The sequence below is a fragment of the Burkholderia catarinensis genome (genome assembly GCF_001883705.2).
Taxonomy (GTDB): Bacteria; Pseudomonadota; Gammaproteobacteria; order Burkholderiales; family Burkholderiaceae; genus Burkholderia; species Burkholderia catarinensis.
In genome coordinates this window covers 456,429-473,497 of record NZ_MDEQ02000002.1, presented here as the reverse complement: position 1 = coordinate 473,497, position 17,069 = coordinate 456,429, and the positions used below count along the sequence as shown (strand labels likewise).

General features: G+C 58.2%; 15 protein-coding genes. 11 read left to right on the top strand and 4 right to left on the bottom strand.

The features are described 5' to 3' along the window. Positions 1 to 27: 27 nt before the first annotated feature. Positions 28 to 771, bottom strand: coding sequence for an SDR family oxidoreductase (locus tag BFF94_RS05305; RefSeq protein WP_128841582.1), 744 nt, complete (start codon positions 769 to 771; stop codon positions 28 to 30). A 517-nt stretch (positions 772 to 1,288) separates the two neighbouring features. On the opposite strand from BFF94_RS05305, the gene BFF94_RS05300 reads away from it, so the two are divergent. From BFF94_RS05300 to BFF94_RS37765, 7 genes are all read left to right on the top strand, one after another. Next, positions 1,289 to 1,768, top strand: coding sequence for a carboxymuconolactone decarboxylase family protein (locus BFF94_RS05300; RefSeq protein ID WP_128841581.1), 480 nt, complete (start codon positions 1,289 to 1,291; stop codon positions 1,766 to 1,768). Positions 1,769 to 1,772: 4 nt separating this feature from the next. Further along, a complete protein-coding gene (locus BFF94_RS05295) occupies positions 1,773 to 2,177 on the top strand; it encodes a cupin domain-containing protein (RefSeq protein WP_128841580.1) in 405 nt (134 codons plus the stop codon). 154 nt (positions 2,178 to 2,331) lie between these two features. Continuing rightward, entirely contained in the window at positions 2,332 to 3,540 is a 1,209-nt protein-coding gene (locus BFF94_RS05290) for an NAD(P)/FAD-dependent oxidoreductase (protein ID WP_128841579.1), read from the top strand. A 216-nt stretch (positions 3,541 to 3,756) separates the two neighbouring features. After that, a complete protein-coding gene (locus tag BFF94_RS05285) occupies positions 3,757 to 4,563 on the top strand; it encodes a hypothetical protein (RefSeq protein WP_128841578.1) in 807 nt (268 codons plus the stop codon). 250 nt (positions 4,564 to 4,813) lie between these two features. Continuing rightward, complete coding sequence (locus BFF94_RS05280) at positions 4,814 to 5,386, top strand: YbhB/YbcL family Raf kinase inhibitor-like protein (RefSeq protein WP_128841577.1); 573 nt, start codon at positions 4,814 to 4,816, stop codon at positions 5,384 to 5,386. A gap of 590 nt (positions 5,387 to 5,976) precedes the next feature. After that, entirely contained in the window at positions 5,977 to 7,188 is a 1,212-nt protein-coding gene (locus tag BFF94_RS05275) for a globin domain-containing protein (RefSeq protein WP_128841576.1), read from the top strand. Between the two features lie 102 nt (positions 7,189 to 7,290). After that, entirely contained in the window at positions 7,291 to 7,641 is a 351-nt protein-coding gene (locus tag BFF94_RS37765) for an antitoxin Xre-like helix-turn-helix domain-containing protein (RefSeq protein ID WP_128841575.1), read from the top strand. Positions 7,642 to 8,013: 372 nt separating this feature from the next. Here the strand turns inward: BFF94_RS37765 and BFF94_RS05270 are convergent, their stop codons facing one another. Beyond that, complete coding sequence (locus BFF94_RS05270; RefSeq protein WP_128841574.1) at positions 8,014 to 8,742, bottom strand: OmpW/AlkL family protein; 729 nt, start codon at positions 8,740 to 8,742, stop codon at positions 8,014 to 8,016. A 1,713-nt stretch (positions 8,743 to 10,455) separates the two neighbouring features. Then, entirely contained in the window at positions 10,456 to 11,115 is a 660-nt protein-coding gene (locus tag BFF94_RS05265; protein ID WP_246637230.1) for a winged helix-turn-helix transcriptional regulator, read from the bottom strand. 957 nt (positions 11,116 to 12,072) lie between these two features. Here BFF94_RS05265 and choxAB point away from each other — a divergent pair. The 3 genes from choxAB (at position 12,073) to BFF94_RS05250 (ending at position 15,114) form a co-directional block, all read left to right on the top strand. Then, positions 12,073 to 13,725: a cholesterol oxidase gene (gene choxAB / locus BFF94_RS05260; protein ID WP_128841573.1), complete on the top strand. Its 1,653-nt coding sequence runs from the start codon at positions 12,073 to 12,075 to the stop codon at positions 13,723 to 13,725. A gap of 165 nt (positions 13,726 to 13,890) precedes the next feature. Next, positions 13,891 to 14,880: an alpha/beta fold hydrolase gene (locus BFF94_RS05255; RefSeq protein WP_246637229.1), complete on the top strand. Its 990-nt coding sequence runs from the start codon at positions 13,891 to 13,893 to the stop codon at positions 14,878 to 14,880. A gap of 57 nt (positions 14,881 to 14,937) precedes the next feature. After that, a complete protein-coding gene (locus BFF94_RS05250; RefSeq protein WP_158061887.1) occupies positions 14,938 to 15,114 on the top strand; it encodes a hypothetical protein in 177 nt (58 codons plus the stop codon). A gap of 85 nt (positions 15,115 to 15,199) precedes the next feature. Here the strand turns inward: BFF94_RS05250 and BFF94_RS05245 are convergent, their stop codons facing one another. After that, positions 15,200 to 15,829, bottom strand: a complete 630-nt coding sequence (locus tag BFF94_RS05245) for a TetR/AcrR family transcriptional regulator (RefSeq protein ID WP_128841572.1) — start codon at positions 15,827 to 15,829, stop codon at positions 15,200 to 15,202. A 132-nt stretch (positions 15,830 to 15,961) separates the two neighbouring features. Between BFF94_RS05245 and BFF94_RS05240 the strand changes: the two genes are divergently transcribed. After that, entirely contained in the window at positions 15,962 to 17,044 is a 1,083-nt protein-coding gene (locus BFF94_RS05240; protein WP_128841571.1) for an alkene reductase, read from the top strand. The last annotated feature ends 25 nt before the right edge of the window (positions 17,045 to 17,069 follow it).

Sequence of the window (17,069 nt, the reverse complement as noted above, 5' to 3'; positions counted from 1 at the left end):
AAAAAAAAAAACGGTCGCGAATGCGAGTCAGCTTCTTTCGAACCACTGGTCGAGGCTGACGCGGCCGAGTCGTGCATTCCCGAGCGGCACGAGCGATGTCTCCTCGACACCGCCGCCGTAGTACCGTGCACCGGGATCGGTCACTACCGGGCGGGCGTCACCGACCGATTTCAGGTAGCGCGCGACAATCTCCGCGAAAGGCGCCCGATCCGGGCCCGCGATCTCGACTGTGCCATTCAACGGTTCGGCGAGGGCGACCTGCGCAAGGTTGGCCGCAACATCTTCTGCGGCGATCGGCTGAAACAGCCCTTTGCCGATGTGCACCGCACCGTCCACCGTACTGAAATCCGCAATGCCGCCGATAAACTCCATGAATTGCGTCGCTCGTACGAGCGTGTACGGTACGCCCGCCGCTTCGATCGCCTGTTCCTGCGCGACTTTGGCCGCGAAATAGTCGTTCTCCGGCATCCGGTCGCAACCGACGATCGACAGCACGACATGGTGCCGTACCCCCGTGGCCACCTCGACCTTGCCGAGATTGCGCGCCGACGTGCGGAAAAAATCCAGCACGGCCTGCGGCTCCCAGGACGGCGCATTCGACACGTCGACGACCACGTCGGCCCCCGCCAGCGCTTTGATCAAACCTTCGCCCGTGATGGTATTGACACCGGTCCGCGGCGACGCGGCGAGCGCCAGATGGCCGGCTTCACCGAGCAGCGTGACGACACGCGAGCCAATCAGCCCGGAACCGCCAATGACGACGATCTTCATCAAAAATCCTCCTCACGAGATGATTGCATTCGAGCGAACGGGATACGGAACGGGCGCCGTACCGGATAAGGACGATCGCAACCGTCACCTCGCTTTACACCAGTGTGGGGGAATCGTAAGCCTGCGATAAGTGCCAAGAATCATCGATCGAACTAATCCATGCACCACCTCTACTCCTTTTCCCGCGAGACAGTCACGACTGGGCCGTCCTCCACACTGACTGTCGAGATCGACCGAGTGCCGCGACCTGTCCTTTCCCGGCGCGAAAGTTTCCCCGTCTCGCTTTCCACCGCTTCGATACGCCACGCTCCCTCGGAAACCGGCCCGCGTACTCGCGATGCACGGCGAACTGCCGCACGTGACGAAACGATTGGTGCAGAAGCGGCAATAGCGTGCGCGCCTTCCCGGCTCTACAGAATCGTCGGGCTTGTCATTACGATGTTTGCCAAGCCAGGCCTGCAGCATGCGTTCGATGCAGGTTTGGCAGCAGCGCCCCAACCGATCCGGAGAACATGTCGTGTCACAACGCATCAACTACTTTCAGCAATCGCCCGAGTTGTCCAAGAAACTCATTGAACTCGATGGATTGCTTCAAAAGACGACGATCGAAGCACCGGTCCGCGAGCTCGTCGAGATTCGTGCGTCGCAGCTCAATGGCTGTGCGTTCTGCGTCGACATGCACATCAAGATGGCAAAGATGCATGGCGAACGCGAGCTGCGCCTGCATCACGTAGCGATCTGGCGCGAGTCGACGCTATTCTCGCCGCGCGAGCGCGCCGCGCTGGAGTGGACCGACGTACTGACTCACCTTCCCGCGAGCGGCGTGCCGGATGACGTCTACGAACGCGTCCGCGCGCAGTATTCCGAGAAAGAGCTTTCGGATCTCACGTTCCTGGTGGGCGCGATCAATAGCTGGAACCGGCTGAATGTCGCATTCCGCATCGTGCCTGGCTCGTTCGACAAGATGTTCGGACTCGACAAAGCCAATCTGGAGTGACGACATGAAAAGCATCGTGCTCGTTCTGGCCGCCTTGATGTCGTCGCTGGCAATGGCTGCCCAACCCGTTGCCGCCGCGCCTCACGCGAAGGTGGAACCGCTGGCCACGGAAACGTTACCCGAGTATCGGGGCAAGGAAGTCGAGACGATTGTGGTGGAATATCCTCCCGGCGCCGTCGACCCCGTCCATCGCCACAACGCACACGCATTTGTCTATGTGGTCGAGGGCAGCATCGTGATGGGTCTGAACGGCGACAAGGAGATCACGCTCCACGCAGGCGACACCTTCCACGAAGGCCCCGATGACGTACACACGGTCGGGCGAAACGCCAGCAACACGAAGCCTGCAAAGTTCGTCGTGTTTCTGATCAAGAATCAGGGGACGCCCATTCTTACCCCCGTGAAGTAGACGAGCCATCCGCGCTGCAATGGCGATGCTCGCCACCGTGCCAGCAACGCCTCTCCATTTCATACGTGTCACATGCTGCGACGTGCCGGCTCTCGTGTCTTGCGGCGGGCATCGCTCGCCCTTTACCTGCAAGCAGACTGATGAGGTCACTGCCATGAAACGAAATATCCTGATTGTCGGCGGCGGATTTGCCGGACTTTGGGCCGCGCTCGGTGCGGCCCGCGTACTCGACATGCAGCGCGATGCCGGGTCGGATGTCGAGATCACGTTGGTGTCGCCCCGCCCGGAACTCCACGTTCGTCCGCGCCTGTACGAAGTCCGGCCCGAGCAGATGTCGGTGCCGTTTCTGCCGGTGCTGAATGCCGTCGGCGTGAAGTTCGTCGAAGGCACGGTCGAGCGCATCCACCCCGCCGACCACAGTGTCGATGTCGCGACAGCGAACGGCGAATCGAAGCGCCTCGGTTACGACCGCCTCGTGCTCACGACCGGCAGCCACCTGTTCCGTCCCCCGCTGCCGGGCCTGGTCGAGCATGCGTTCACGGTAGATCAGCTCCACGAGGCAGTCGAGCTCCGTGATCATCTTGAAAGCCTGGCGTCGAGACCGGACACTGCGGCCCGCAATACCTGTGTCGTCGTGGGTGGCGGCCTTACCGGACTGGAAGTGGCAACGGAACTGCCCGGACGACTCCGCGGCATCCTTGGCGAGAACGTGCGCCCTCGCGTCGTCATCGTGGAACGCGCCGATGCAATCGGCCCTGACATGGGCAATGGCCCGCGCCCGCAGATCGCCGAGGCCCTGGAATATCTCGGCATTGAAACTCGCGTTGGCGCGGGGGTCGTCTCGATCGATGCAAGCGGCGTCGTGACGGCAACCGGCGAACGCATCGATGCCGATACCGTGATCTGGACCGGCGGCATGGTCGCCAGCTCACTTGCATCCCAGGTCGCGCCGAAGGTCGACCGCCAGGGACGCGTAGAAGTCACGGGCGACTTGCGCGTGGTCGAAGCGAAAGACATCTTTGGCGCCGGCGACGTGGTGCGCGCGCTCACCGACGACGAGGGTCACTATTCACTGATGTCGTGCCAGCACGCGCTGTTCATGGGGCGCTACGCCGGCCACAACGTTGCGGCGGATCTGCTTGGCCTGCCGACGCTCAAGTACCGCCAGACGTTCTACGTTACCTGCGTCGATCTCGGTGGATGGGGTGGGCTCTATACCGAGGGTTGGGACCGTCAGGTCAAGCTGACGCGCGCCGAAGGCAAGGATCGAAAAATCCTGATCAACACGCAATGGATCTACCCTCCTGCGCCGGATCGTGAGCAGGCACTTGCCGCCGGCGATCCGGAAATCGCTTATACCTGAGCAGCGCCACGTACTGCCCGGAGCAACCTCGAATAGCCAATCATAGTATTCCTCCCCCGTTCACCGGCGCCCCCTCCCTGCGAGAACGCCGGTCTTTTTTCGCATCGAGGGCGACAGCAGCACCGATCCACTGGCAGACTAAACCGTATTTCCCGTGCAATGATCGGTCAGCCAAAAACCAACGACATGTCTTGTCCAGAATACTCGGAGTGCATCATGCGTCACCGGAATTCAACGTTGCGTGATTCCACATTCTCGTGCGTCGCTTCGTTGGCGATCATGTTGATGCCAGTCACGTCGACCGCACATTCGAACCTCGTCAACCTCGACACGGGAGTCGCACGAAGCGCTACTCAAAACAGACCATTCATTCGTCCCATCGTCGGCGATGATCCCGTTGCAATTCGAGACGCACTGGAAAGGCAGCATGCAAGCATCACCCCGCCCTCCGTAAGCGATCGCGTCCGAAGTCTGATACCCGGCCTTGCTCACGAGCGGGACCAGGATCCGGATCTGGCGGCCATCAATCTGGATCGTGACGTAGTTTTCGTGGTGCCCATATCGTACGGCGTGAGATACAGATCGGAAAAGCAGTTGTTGACGATAAACGTCGACCTGGCCAGCGGCGATGGTCAGACAGGCATCCTGCTCAGAAAGGTCACGACCGGACCGCGTGGACAGGCGCTCGCGGTAGCACCCGAAGCGAAGTCCAAGGGATATGTCCAGCACGTCGACATCATTGAACTCGAGTCCGGACGAGACAAGAGAACCATCGTTCATCAACGCGTGAGACTTTCACCTACCGAGTACGCAGAGACGAAAGGCGACTTGGCGATCGTTCTTTCAGGCCGCCTGGTCCAGCCTTACCTTACCGATCGCAGCGATCATGCCGACCCCAGCAACGAAGAGCCTACGGACATTACGATAAGAACCTCCAGCTTGCACTTTCGTGTCCATGCCATTTGGCTCGTCAACCCATCGCGCGGCGCAGTTCTATCAAAATCGCTGAAGCTTTCGAATTGAAGCTTTTATTGCGCGTAAAAATGCCACTTTTTGGTGGCACCGCACATGAACGCATAACGCATCACCACCAAAAAGACGCGAAATTCCGCAGACACCCGTTCGCACAAACAATCCTCACCGAACGTTTCGAAATGTGCCTTGTTTTTTATTGAGCGTAGCAATCTCGTTAACAGAAATCCGCGATACCACTTCAGTGTTTATCGCTCTATAGACCCAACCGACGATTTTCTTCAATCTACGGGAGCTTGAAATGCGATTCCTTGTGACATCACGAAAAACTGCCTGCGCTTGCGCACTGCTCGCAACTCTGCCTGTGGCCACGCTCGCGGAAACCTTCACACTGCGAGTCGCGGATCTGGACCACGGCCACTTCACGAATCAGCAGGTATACAGCGGGTTCGGTTGTCACGGCGAGAACGTATCGCCGCAAATTTCATGGGCACATGTGCCGGCCGCGGCTCGCAGTATCGTCGTGACGATTCACGATCCCGATGCGCCAACCGGCGGCCTCGGCTGGACCCATTGGGTGGTTGCCAACATACCCGCTTCTCAGTCGTCGCTTCGGAAAGGCGCCTCAGGCAGCGCTCAACTATTACCCCCGAGCGCAATCGAGACGCTGACCGATTTCGGAGCGTCGAAATACGGTGGACCTTGTCCACCTCAAGGCCAGTCACATCGCTATGTCGTCACGGCCTATGCACTCAATGCGCGTCATATCGACGTAACTACGGCGTCGAGTCCGGCGCTCGTTGCTTTTCAGATGTATGGAAAGATCATCGGGACGGCGCGCTACGTCGCGACGTACCAGCGAGCGGCTGACTGAGCGGCATCAGCACGGCCTGATCCGACCGCAGATTTTCGTTTTTGCCTACCCCATTCCCGAACTGGCAAGCCTCCTCGATCGACACTGTCTGATGCTTCACTCCCGATCTCTCGTCGATTGTTGTATTCCCGGCAGCACGTTATTGCAGCCTCTCAATCTACCGGTTATCTCGCAGTGAATCTACGCTGTGTCATATCGATCGTTGCGATGATGGTCGACGCGATAACGCTCCGGATTTAATGATAATTCTTTATGTGAACGATTATCGAGTCAAAACAAAATGGCTCGAGTGCAGTGGCGATCCACCAGCAATCGGAGAGCACATATCTACGCGTGTTGATCCAAGGTGAATCGACCCAATCTCATGTGAAGGAACCAGGCGAGGAGGTCGATCCTATGAAAGGACGGTCGGAGCACGTCACGATCGCCTCATTGGCGAACGAGATAACTCAGGTTATCTGAATCACGCAATCTCGCCTGCAAATTGCAGCATCTGACACGCAGGGCAAACCTCAAGAAACTCGCAAATAGAAGAAAGCGTTGTTACTCGTCTAATTTGATGTATTTAAAACGAATTTTTGGAGCTCAGCATGCTATCCGAGAAGTCAAGACCCTATATCGATGCAAGCGTTCCAGTGCTCAGGGACCATGGTGTGGCGATCACTCAACGCTTTTATCGAACGATGTTCGACGAATACCCATCGCTCACCAACCTGTTCAACATGGGGAACCAGGCCAATGGCTCGCAGCAGCAGTCCTTGGCATCGGCCGTCTTCGCGTACGCAGCAAACTATAACAATGCCGAAGCGCTTGCACCCGTTCTGGGCCGAATTGCGCATAAGCATGCCTCCGTGGGACTGACCTCTGCTCACTATCCTATCGTCGGAAGGCACTTGCTGAAGGCCATCTCCGATACGCTTGGCGATGCAGCAACGCCTGAGCTCATGATGGCCTGGGACGAAGCCTACTGGCTTATTGCAGGAGAACTCATCGCGGCGGAAAGCAGGCTGTACGAGCGGGCCAGCGTGGGTCCCGGACACCACAACATCATGCGAGTGACTGAACGTGTCACGCAGGCCGAAGACATCGTCAGCTTCACGCTCGTACCCGAATCCGGCGAACAGCCGGCGAGCTTTCACCCTGGGCAATATGTGACGGTCGTCGTGGAAATGCGGCGCGGCATCTATCAACAACGCCAGTACAGCCTCTCGGATGCCCCCAATGGCAAGAATTGGCGCATTTCGGTACGACGCGAGCGAGGCGTGGATGCCAATCCCGTTGGTGCAGTATCGAATTGGCTTCACGACAACATCCACGTCGGAGCGACCCTCGCGGTAAGCCACCCCTTTGGGGACTTCGCTCCCGCACTCAACGACGCGGAACCCATGGTATTGCTCTCGGCTGGTGTCGGGATTACGCCGATGGTGTCCGTACTCAACGCTTTGGCGAGCCAGGGAACTCATCGGAAGGTGGTATTTGGACATGCGGCAAGGAGTCGGTCCTACCTGGCTCACCTGCGTGACATCGAGGCTGCCGGGCACCGACTCCCGCAACTGGAACGGCATTTCTACCTGGAATCGGGCGAGGCGGCCGAGTTGACCGGCACATCGACAAGATCAGGGCGCATGGACGCTGGCGAACTTGTCTCCGAGGATCCCGATCTTTCCCGTGCCACTTTCTACCTTTGCGGGCCGCTACGTTTCATGCAAGCCCAAAGAGCATCATTGCTGGCTCGAGGCATTGCAACCGACAGGATCTATCGCGAAGTATTCGGTCCCGATCTTCTGGATCATCTTCTCTAACACCGTGCTCCGCGGAGTGACGTATAAGGTCCGTGCGCTCTTCGAGGATGGCGTCATGATCTAGCTCCAAATTCAACGCCGTCCTTCAGTTTCGACCAGTTCATGGCGTCTTTGAGAGACTCGGAGAGTGGCGCACCGATCATCTCGGCGCGACGCTTCGCGGCTGCCCTGCATATCGATATGCAAACACTCGCACAGCTGGCCCATGTACACCGCAATACGGTAAGCCGCTTGGCTGGCTCGGAAAGCGTGCAAAAGTACCTTCGAGACGCGCTCCGGGTCATCCCATCTGCAACCGATATATCCGGAGACCTACGGAGCACTCTGTTTTGGTATCGCAATGAACCGCTGCCGACCTTTGGCTACAAGACTGCCGAACAGCTGATATCGGAGGGACGCACTGAAGACCTGCTACGTTACGTCACATCGCTCGAGACCGGAGCGGCTGGATAGGGTCGGGGACACACGTTGCGGATCTGCAAAATCACGACTACTCTCATGTCGTAGCCGACGGATGCTCGGCGCTAGAAAACAGGGAGCGGGACTTACCGGCTTGGGCGTGATCCCGCGGTATGCTCCTACCCCACCTCTTCGAATGTCCGCTTGATGAGCGGGCACTTTCTTTTTCGCGCCCGCTTAACTGTGTGCCCACTCGAAAGCTGTCTATTTTGGACTCGCAATTGAAACGACATCGTGAGCGGTGTCCGCACCAAGCGAGTATCGACTGTGGATTCAACCCGTCGAACCATGCTAAGCAATTCAGCAACCGCCCCCGGGCCGGGTTGTTCACAGTCCTCTCAATGGCTCAGACTGATAGAGCGAGCTTTAGAATCTGTATCCAACGGATACGAACGAAATGATGGGATCGACTTTTAGCTTTGCACTGCTGGTCACGATACCCACTTTCGACTGTGTTGTCAGCGTTGCCCGGACGGACAACCACATATAGGAAAGCGAGGCATCAATCGACCAGTGTTGGTTGATGTTATAGGTCAAGCCTGCATTGACTACGGGCGCGAGCGAGCGGCTCAACTTGACAGTAGTCGGTCCCTCAAGCGCGGCCCCAAGGCCCGGGGAGTATAAAAGTGTGCCGCTAGATGCCACCGGCTCAAGTTTCACGTCACTAAACCAGACATAGGCGGCTCCTCCGGCAAAGTACGGTCGAAGGTTGCTCGTGGCATCGTTGAAGTAGTATTTCAACAATATTGTCGGGCTCCATTCATATGCCGCCCCTTCACGCCCGAGAGCGCTGAGCGACCCGGTGCCGCTTAGCCGAAATTTTGGCGGAATACCGCCTACGGCCGCAACCGCGATGTGGTCGGTAATGAAGTATGTAGTGGCGAATCCGAGCGTATCAGCGTTATCAACCGACGTGCCAGTGCCCGCTGCAGTGACGCTGGTTCCGAGAGCGTGGACTTTCAGTGGGTCACTGGAGTCCAGTGGTGCGAGATGGAACCAACCTAAGTTCGCGACGAGATCTCCGGCTTTTTGTGCCTGGGCTGCCGTGCACGTTAGCAACGCGGTAGCAACCGCCAAAACTTGTTTCTTCAACATCCTGTCTCCTCCGACTGTACGGTCAAGGTGATAAAGTGAAGCGGCAAAGCAACTGGATACGGGCCGTGATTACGCTGCTGAACGAATTCCGTCACGTTGCGATCTTCAGCAATAGGTCGATCCAAGGTCGGCCTGGCGTAAATTTTGCAATGTATATTTCTTGATTAGTAAAATAGGAATCCCAATTATTTTCATTGGCTAGCGGAACGGCGTCGATCTGCATATGAAATTTAGAGAGGGAGTTGCAAGTATTTTTTCTACTTATTTAGCAATTGGCGTGGTCGCCGCTCGCGTTTATACAACAATTTTCACGCACTGAATAAGTGAGTATCCATACTGGCATCTTTGAAAATCAGATCGCGCGACGTGCCAAAAACTTTCTGGGTCGTCGTCGCGACAGAAAGGCACATCCACATAGCTGCGCAGCGTGGGCAACTATAGGCGTGACCTCAATCTCGGCCGTAAACGTTTTGTGTGGCGCGTAGAAGTACACGGACATGCAGTCACTCCTCCGAATTTCCGAAGGAGAGGGACCGCCGCTACTCAGGCAAGCCGACGACTGCTTATCACGATGAGCAGACTGCCTCTGGAGCACCGCACTCTGACCGGCAATCGCTCCTACCCAAAGTCGCACTAGTGGGAGATCCGCTTCATTCTCGATCAACCCATTGCTATGTGTGCCCGCAGCACGTTGGTTGGATATCTCGCTCCGCGTGACAGGTAATCCCACGCCCGATCTCGACCAACGCCGAAACTGTTCGAGGCGTATCAGTGCTGTGTGGTAGTCGTAGGTGCTCAGCGCCTTGTTCATTAGCGCCTTACGGACCCAGATTCGGAGTGCGCTGCCGCCCGTCCGGCGCAGACGCTGAATCGACGAGACTTTCTCGAGCAAGGCCAGGGTGCGCATGGTGCATACTCACAAGCTGGATGAAGGGAGGGCACCTCCTTGGCAGTGTCGGATTCACCTGATGTTCCCGTGCGTGCCGTGCATCGGTGTTCGTCTGATATCACTGGCAACCTCCATGAAGTATATTATTCGTATAGTATAGAAACTATACGAAATGTATAGCTGGTGAAAACCACAACTGGTCCGGCTCGAGGCGGAACACTCCACAGAGTGAGGCAGTCGATCCGGTTCGATAGACTGCCGCCGAGTCTTCTGATTCTGAGGATCAAGACGGATGTCGAACGCACCTCATGACAACGCCAGATACCCAGGGTTGTTGACGTCCTGAGCGAGGCTGACTCAGCTTCGTGAACGTGAAATTCTTGCGATTGCGTAGCGCCATCCATGACGCCCATCGACCGTGCTTATCCGCGGTACGACCGGGGAGATCCTCACCAATTCGGATCATGACTGAGACTGAGGGCGGGCTCATGCCCCCGATTATCGAGGCGTGAGGGTATTCGTGGGGCCGTGCGCTCGCCGAAAAGCGACGGTACCCGCTGGATGCGTCGCAGTTCGGTCGACTTTCGCGGGAGCATCGACTGTAAGCAGATACTGGTCGGCCAGGCAGCTCGTTTGAACCCAAAGATTTCTGCGCCGTTGCCTGCCTGGCCCGTCTTCTCGCGTCGGGGTTACCAACCAAGCTTGCTTACATGGCAAGCCGGATTCGCTGCGCGATGAGGCAGGCAGCACAAATGGTTGGCCGGAATTCGTGGGTATTTGAAGCTTTGGATATTTGTGAGTCTCAGCCGAACTCCGGCAAGACATCAGGGCTTGTATTCGAGAATCTTGAATACCTGTGTGAACGCCTGCCTGCTTCCTTGCAGGAGGGATACGCGTCCTTCGCGGAGTGCATGCGTAGGAGTGACTTCGCGCAAAGCCAGAGCCATGAATGTCCCCATGTCGCACTGTATCTTGACGTCGGGGGGCTCTGTGCTGGGGCCGGAGCGGATTAGCACCTTTCCGTGGTTCACCGGGACATGGAAAACCTCCGCGCCCACATGGAACTCATACAATGTTTGTAAGCCGGCGCTCGCTGCAGGATCGCTCGACCCCGTCAAGCACAGCGCGATGAGTTCCGCACGGGCCGTGGACGGATCGATGCGTTCATCGAGCGGCAGGCGCAGACCCCAGAGCCCGAGTGCAATCACGGGTTTGCGCAGTTGTTCGCCCATTTCCGTCAGTTCATAAGCTGGCGCAGCGGCGGGTGTTGGCAACGTGGTCGGTTGGATGACATCGCTCTCTACCAGCATAGCCAAGCGCTCGGACAGCCGGTTTGCACCCATGGCAGGCAAGATCGCCAGCAGATCCTTGAACCGCTTCGGGCCCAGCAAGAGTTCGCGGATCACGAGAAGCGTCCAACGATCGCCGAGGACGTCTAATGCCCGGGCCATTGGGCAAAGTTGACCGTAGGTTTTGTTTGGCATGTCACATTGTACAAGGCCCTGCTTGAGCAAAGCCGGTTGGAAGGCGATGGTCACGGCTCAGACAGGAAATTGACGGACGGCCTTGCGGACACCTGCATCCGTAGGGAATCGATTTTCCAGACAAGGCGCGCCCTGCCATCGCGAATCTGCCGCCGCGTTGGGTATCCGTTGAGCCACGTCCTGAATCTCCTCGGGGCAACACCCCCAGTGCACACGTCGGGTCGTCCCAGAAGGCGGTGACCGGCCACGCGATCGCTGCCGCAGCGAAAGGGGTATTCATTGTCGCGCCTTCTCGCGCAGAGACGCCATGGCAAGCGCGGCGGTCTGATCGAACGGCAGCGGGACCTTGAGGTCTCGCGATGTCAGCGTCGTAACCGGACCCATGCGTTTTCTCCAGTCTTGGGGTTCTGAGCGCGCACCCCACACTCTACTATATTGTTTGTATAGTCTTTGCGCTATACCAAGCGTATAGTATCTTCCGTGGTCGTAACGTCGGTTCCGCATTTGTGCCTTTCGCCCCGGTCGGGGGCGGTCCGATACTGCGCCCAAGCTAACGCGGTGTGATGGTTGTCGGACTGAACGGTGGTATTCGCTTATAACTACGGATACCTGAATGATGGGGTGCTGATTTCATTCATACGGCTCGATCCCCACGAGACCGTTGTGGATCGGCGGCCCTTCGTCGACTACGCCGCCGCAGGAGCGGTTTGGAAAACGCGATCGAGTGTCCGTGATTCTGCCGTCTGCTGTCGTTTGCGATTGCCTTCATTGCAATTTCAAGATCAGCTGCCGGTTTCGAGGAGAACTCCACGGCATTGTCGTGAGCGCGGTGTGACGCGAAAGTCGGACTCTGAATTGTGACTACTAGAACCAGGAAAACGGAGACAAACCCATGGACGTCTTACTCGCTAATGTGCGCGTGGAGACCGCGACCGACGAAGGCTCGAGGTTCCCCCGATGAGTACTTCATATGATTTTGACTACATCGTCATCGGTTCGGGTTTCGGTGGTAGCGTGTCCGCCTGCCGCCTCACTGAAAAAGGCTATTCGGTTGGTGTGATGGAGATGGGGCGGCGTTGGACTGCAGAGGATTTTCCCAAGACCAACTGGGACGCGCGGCGCTGGATGTGGCGACCTGGTTTGAAAATGTTCGGTTTCTACAACATGCGTTTGTTCCGCCACGTCATGGTCTTGAGCGGAAATGCAGTCGGCGGTGGTTCCATCACATACGCGAACGCCTTACTGGTACCGCCCGACAAGGTGTGGGACGAGGGCTCGTGGGCAGGCCTGAAGGACTGGAAACGCGTCATGCCCCAGTACTACGCCATGGCGGAACGAATGCTCGGCGTAACCGAGAACCAAATTCTGGGCGAGGCCGATTTTCGGCTCAAGAAGATGGCGGACTTGCAGGGCGTAGGCAATACGTTTCACAACGGCCGTGTGGCGACGTTCTTCGCGCCAGAAGGTGAGGCCGGCGGCAAAACCTATGCCGATCCCTACTTCGACGGCGACGGTCCGGAGCGCGGGACGTGCGTCGGTTGCGGTGGCTGCATGGTGGGTTGCAAGCACAACGCCAAGAATACGCTCGACAAGAACTATCTTTATTTTGCTGAGAAACGTGGAGCGCAGGTTTTTGCCGAAACCAGGGTGGTGGACGTGCGCCCACTCGACGGCAAGGAAGACGGAAGCAACGGCTACGAAGTCTTCACTGAGCGCTCGACCACCTGGTTCAATAAGCAACGACGCAGCTTCCGCTGCCGCGGGGTGGTATTTGCCGCGTCCTCGTTGGGCACAATGGAATTGTTGTTCCGGCTCAAGCAGAGCGGCTCCCTACCGCGCATCAGTGATGACCTCGGCAAGCGCGTGCGCACAAATGCCGAGTCTCTCGTTGGCGTGCGCTTTCCGGCCAAAGACAAGAGCATGTCGCTCGGCGTAGCCGGTGGCGCCGGCGTCTATATCGACGAACGGACGCACATCGGCGCGGTGCGCTATCCGGAAGGTTCGGACGCTACAGGTCTGATGATGACCTTACTATCTGGCGGGCGTGCCGGATGGACACGGATTTTTACCTGGCTATGGACGCTGGTAACACATCCGGTGAAAGCAATACGCGTGCATAACCCCTTCGGATTTGCACGCCAGACCATACTGTTCGTTGTCATGCAGACGGTGGACGCCTTTATCAACATGCAGTTCAAGCGTCGCTGGTATTGGCCGTTTGGCAAGCAATTGTGCACTGAAGGCGGCCCGATCCCTACCTTCATCCCTGAAGCCAACAACTTTGTTGAAAAGGGGGCGAAGGCGCTGGGCGGCATCCCGACGACGTTGCTGACGGAAATTCTATTCAACATTCCGACCACGGCGCATTGCATGGGCGGATGCGCAATGGCGGACTCGCCCGAGCGCGGCGTGATGGACGCGCAGAACCACGTCTTCGGTTATCAAAATTTGCTGATCTGTGACGGCTCGATGCTCAGTGCCAACCTTGGTGTGAATCCCAGTCTCACTATCACCGCGCTGACTGAGCACGCGATGTCCCACATTCCAGCGAAGTCGTCGCACGTTCCCCATCTTCCGAGTGTCTCCTATGACCACTCCGCATACAACTAACGCCCCCCGTTGAACGAGCCCTTGAGCCTTCCCAATGGCAGCGTGCTCCACAACGGTCTCGCCAAGTCGTCCATGAGTGAGGCGCTGGGCAGCTTCAGGTATCGCACCAAGTACATGCGGGTTTGATCGCTGACACGATTTTTCCGCTATTGGCGTCGTCAAAGAATGATCATGGAGATCAATGCAATGCGTCATCTATTGAAGTCAGGTGTCGTCGGACTAGCCCTGGCCGCAACGCTCATTTCCTCGCCGGTTCGGGCAGTCGAGTTATCGTCAGATAACGAGAAGACGAGTACGCCGATACAGCAACGGGAACTCGAAGTCAGCTGGAAGGACGTGCCAACGCAGACCATCACTGCAGGCGGAGTGGATTTCGCGTATCGGGAGCTTGGGAAGGAACATGTTGGCACACCGGTGATCTTCCTTACCCACTTGGCTGCCGTGCTAGACAATTGGGACCCCCGGGTGGTGGACGGCCTCGCGGCGGAGCATCACGTGGTCACGTTCGACAATCGTGGTGTCGGCGCTTCCAGTGGCGCACCATCGAATTCGATTGAGCAGATGGCCGATGATGCCATCAACTTCATCAAGGCCATGGGGTTCACGAAGGTCGATCTTTTTGGCTTTTCGATGGGCGGCATGGTTGCCCAGGAAGTCGTGCTGAAGCAGCCGCAACTCGTCCGCAAGATTATTCTCGCGGGAACGGGTCCTGCCGGTGGGGAAGGCATCAGTGCCGTGACCAGCGTTACCTTTTACGACATGCTTCGAGGTTTCCTCACCGGCCAGGATCCGAAGCAATATCTGTTCTTCACTCGTACGCCAAACGGTATCGAAGCTGGAAAGGCGTTTCTGGCGCGTTTGACGGAGCGTTCGGAAAACCGCGACAAGAAAATCTCCATGACCGCTTTTCTGGCTCAATTGGAGGCGATTCGCGCATGGGGCCGGAAAGAGCCAGAGAACCTATCGCTGGTGCAGAACCCGGTGTTAGTTGTCAACGGCGATAGCGATCGGATGGTCCCAAGCAAGAACTCGGAAGATCTGGCGCGGCGCCTGCCGAACAGCATGCTCATCATCTACCCTGATTCGGGCCATGGCGGGGTGTTTCAGTTCTATGCCGACTTCGTGCCGAAGGCGCTCGAGTTCCTTGGCCAATAAGTTTGAAGATAGCGCCCACAAGGGCGCTCGAACAGCACCAATCATAAGGACGCCAACATGACTGACACTTCTCGTCGTCACATATCTGCCGAGAGGCAGGCCGATATATTTAAAAAATGGGTTCAATATTTCGGCGCGACCGACGCCAAAGACCTTGATCTTGGAACGTTAACGGCTATCCACGCGTGGGTCATGGACGGTTTGGAGCCGAATGATAAAAGAAGAGAACGATAGTCGGCCCCGCAGGGAACATCAGTTGTCGGAGCCCTTGTATTCCATGAACTCCAACACCTTCCACGGCGGCCATCGGCGCCCGGTGTCAATTTGACTTGGCGGAGCTGTCGTTACCATGATTGCGGCCCGGTTCGCGCGCTGTCGCGGACGGGCCCAGGGTCGCGAGAATCTTGTCGCGGCATACCGTCAGGATTTCGTCGGCCAGTGGGGAATCATCCGGGCACGCGCGCGACAACACAATGGCGCCGACCGCATGCGCCATGATGTCGAGGCAGTTGGCTCGCGCCTCCGCCGAGTCTGCGCCGTCTGACGAACCTCGTTCTTGGCTTAGCGCCGCCAGCAGCCTTTCGATGCCGTCCGCGAATGTGGCCCGGACCGCTTCGGGTTGACGCGCGGCATCCCCACCCAGCGCAGCCATCGTGCAGCCGGTTGCGCGCGAGTCGCGGTGCTCGCGCGCGAGATACAGTCGCACGAACTCCGATGCGTCCACCCCAGCCGACAGCGCAACGGTCTGCGCCATGCCGCAGGCCGCCGATTCCGCCATCAGATCGGCCTTTGAGCTGAAGTGCTTGTAGAAGCCGCCGTGGGTGAACCCAGCTGCGCCCATCAGATCAGCGACTCCGACCCCATCAAAACCGCGCTCCCTGAATAGCGTCGACGCTGTTTCAACAACGTGGGCCCGGTTGGCCTGTGCCTGTGCCTTGGTGACTTTCACTTTTCCTCTCCGTGGGCGCGTTCCTGTCTGATGGCCTGACTATACATTGATGTCGGTCGTCATCAAAGCCTTGACACGTTAGATTATGATCGTCATCATTAAGCCATTCCCACCACCCGACTCCGGAACGACATGTCAGAGAAAACGCTTTTCGAGCCGTACGCCCTCGGCGGCCTGACGCTCACCAATCGCATCGTCATGGCACCGCTGACCCGCAACCGTGCCGGCGCCGGGCTGGTGCCCAGCGAGCTTGCCGCGACCTACTACGCCCAGCGCGCCTCGGCCGGCCTGATCATCACCGAGGCCACTCAGGTTTCGGCCCAGGCCCAGGGCTATCAGGACACTCCCGGCCTGTACACGCCCGAGCAGATCGCTGGCTGGCGTAAGGTCACGGACGCCGTGCATGCCAAGGGTGGACGCATCTTCGTGCAGCTCTGGCATGTGGGCCGCGTCTCGCACACTGACCTGCAACCTGGCGGTACGGCGCCGGTCGCGCCTTCCGCCATCCGCGCCGAGACGAAAACCTTCGTCAACAACGGATTTGCCGACGTGTCCGAGCCGCGCGCCCTGGAACTCGCCGAGCTGCCGGGCATCGTGAGCGACTTTCGACAGGCTGCGGCCAACGCTATTGCCGCCGGTTTCGACGGCGTGGAAATTCACGGCGCCAACGGATATTTGCTGGAGCAGTTCATCAAGGACGGAGCCAACCAGCGCACCGACGACTACGGCGGCTCGATCGAGAACCGTGCGCGCCTGCTGCTGGAAGTGGTCACCGCAGTGGTCAAGGAAATCGGCGCCGAACGCACTGGCGTGCGCATCTCGCCCGTTTCGCCGGCCAACGGCATTTCCTGCAGCGATCCGCAAGCGCAGTACGACTACATCGCCGAACAGCTCAGCGCCCAGGGCATCGTCTATTTGCACGTGGTCGAAGGCGCGACTGGCGGCCCACGCGATGTGGCGGCGTTCGACTATGACGCGCTGCGCCGCCTTTTCAAGCAGACCTATCTGGCCAACAACGGCTACGACGTGGAATTCGCCACTACTCAACTCAATGAGGGCAGAGCCGACTTGTTCGCGTTCGGCCGTCCGTTTATCAGCAACCCGGACCTGGTCGAACGCCTGAAGCACGGCGCACCCCTGACGCAGCTCAACCCGGCGACGCTCTATGGCGGCGGCGCGGCGGGCTACATCGATTACCCGACGATCTCCAGCTAAGGCCCGCACCCTTGACTGAGCCTCC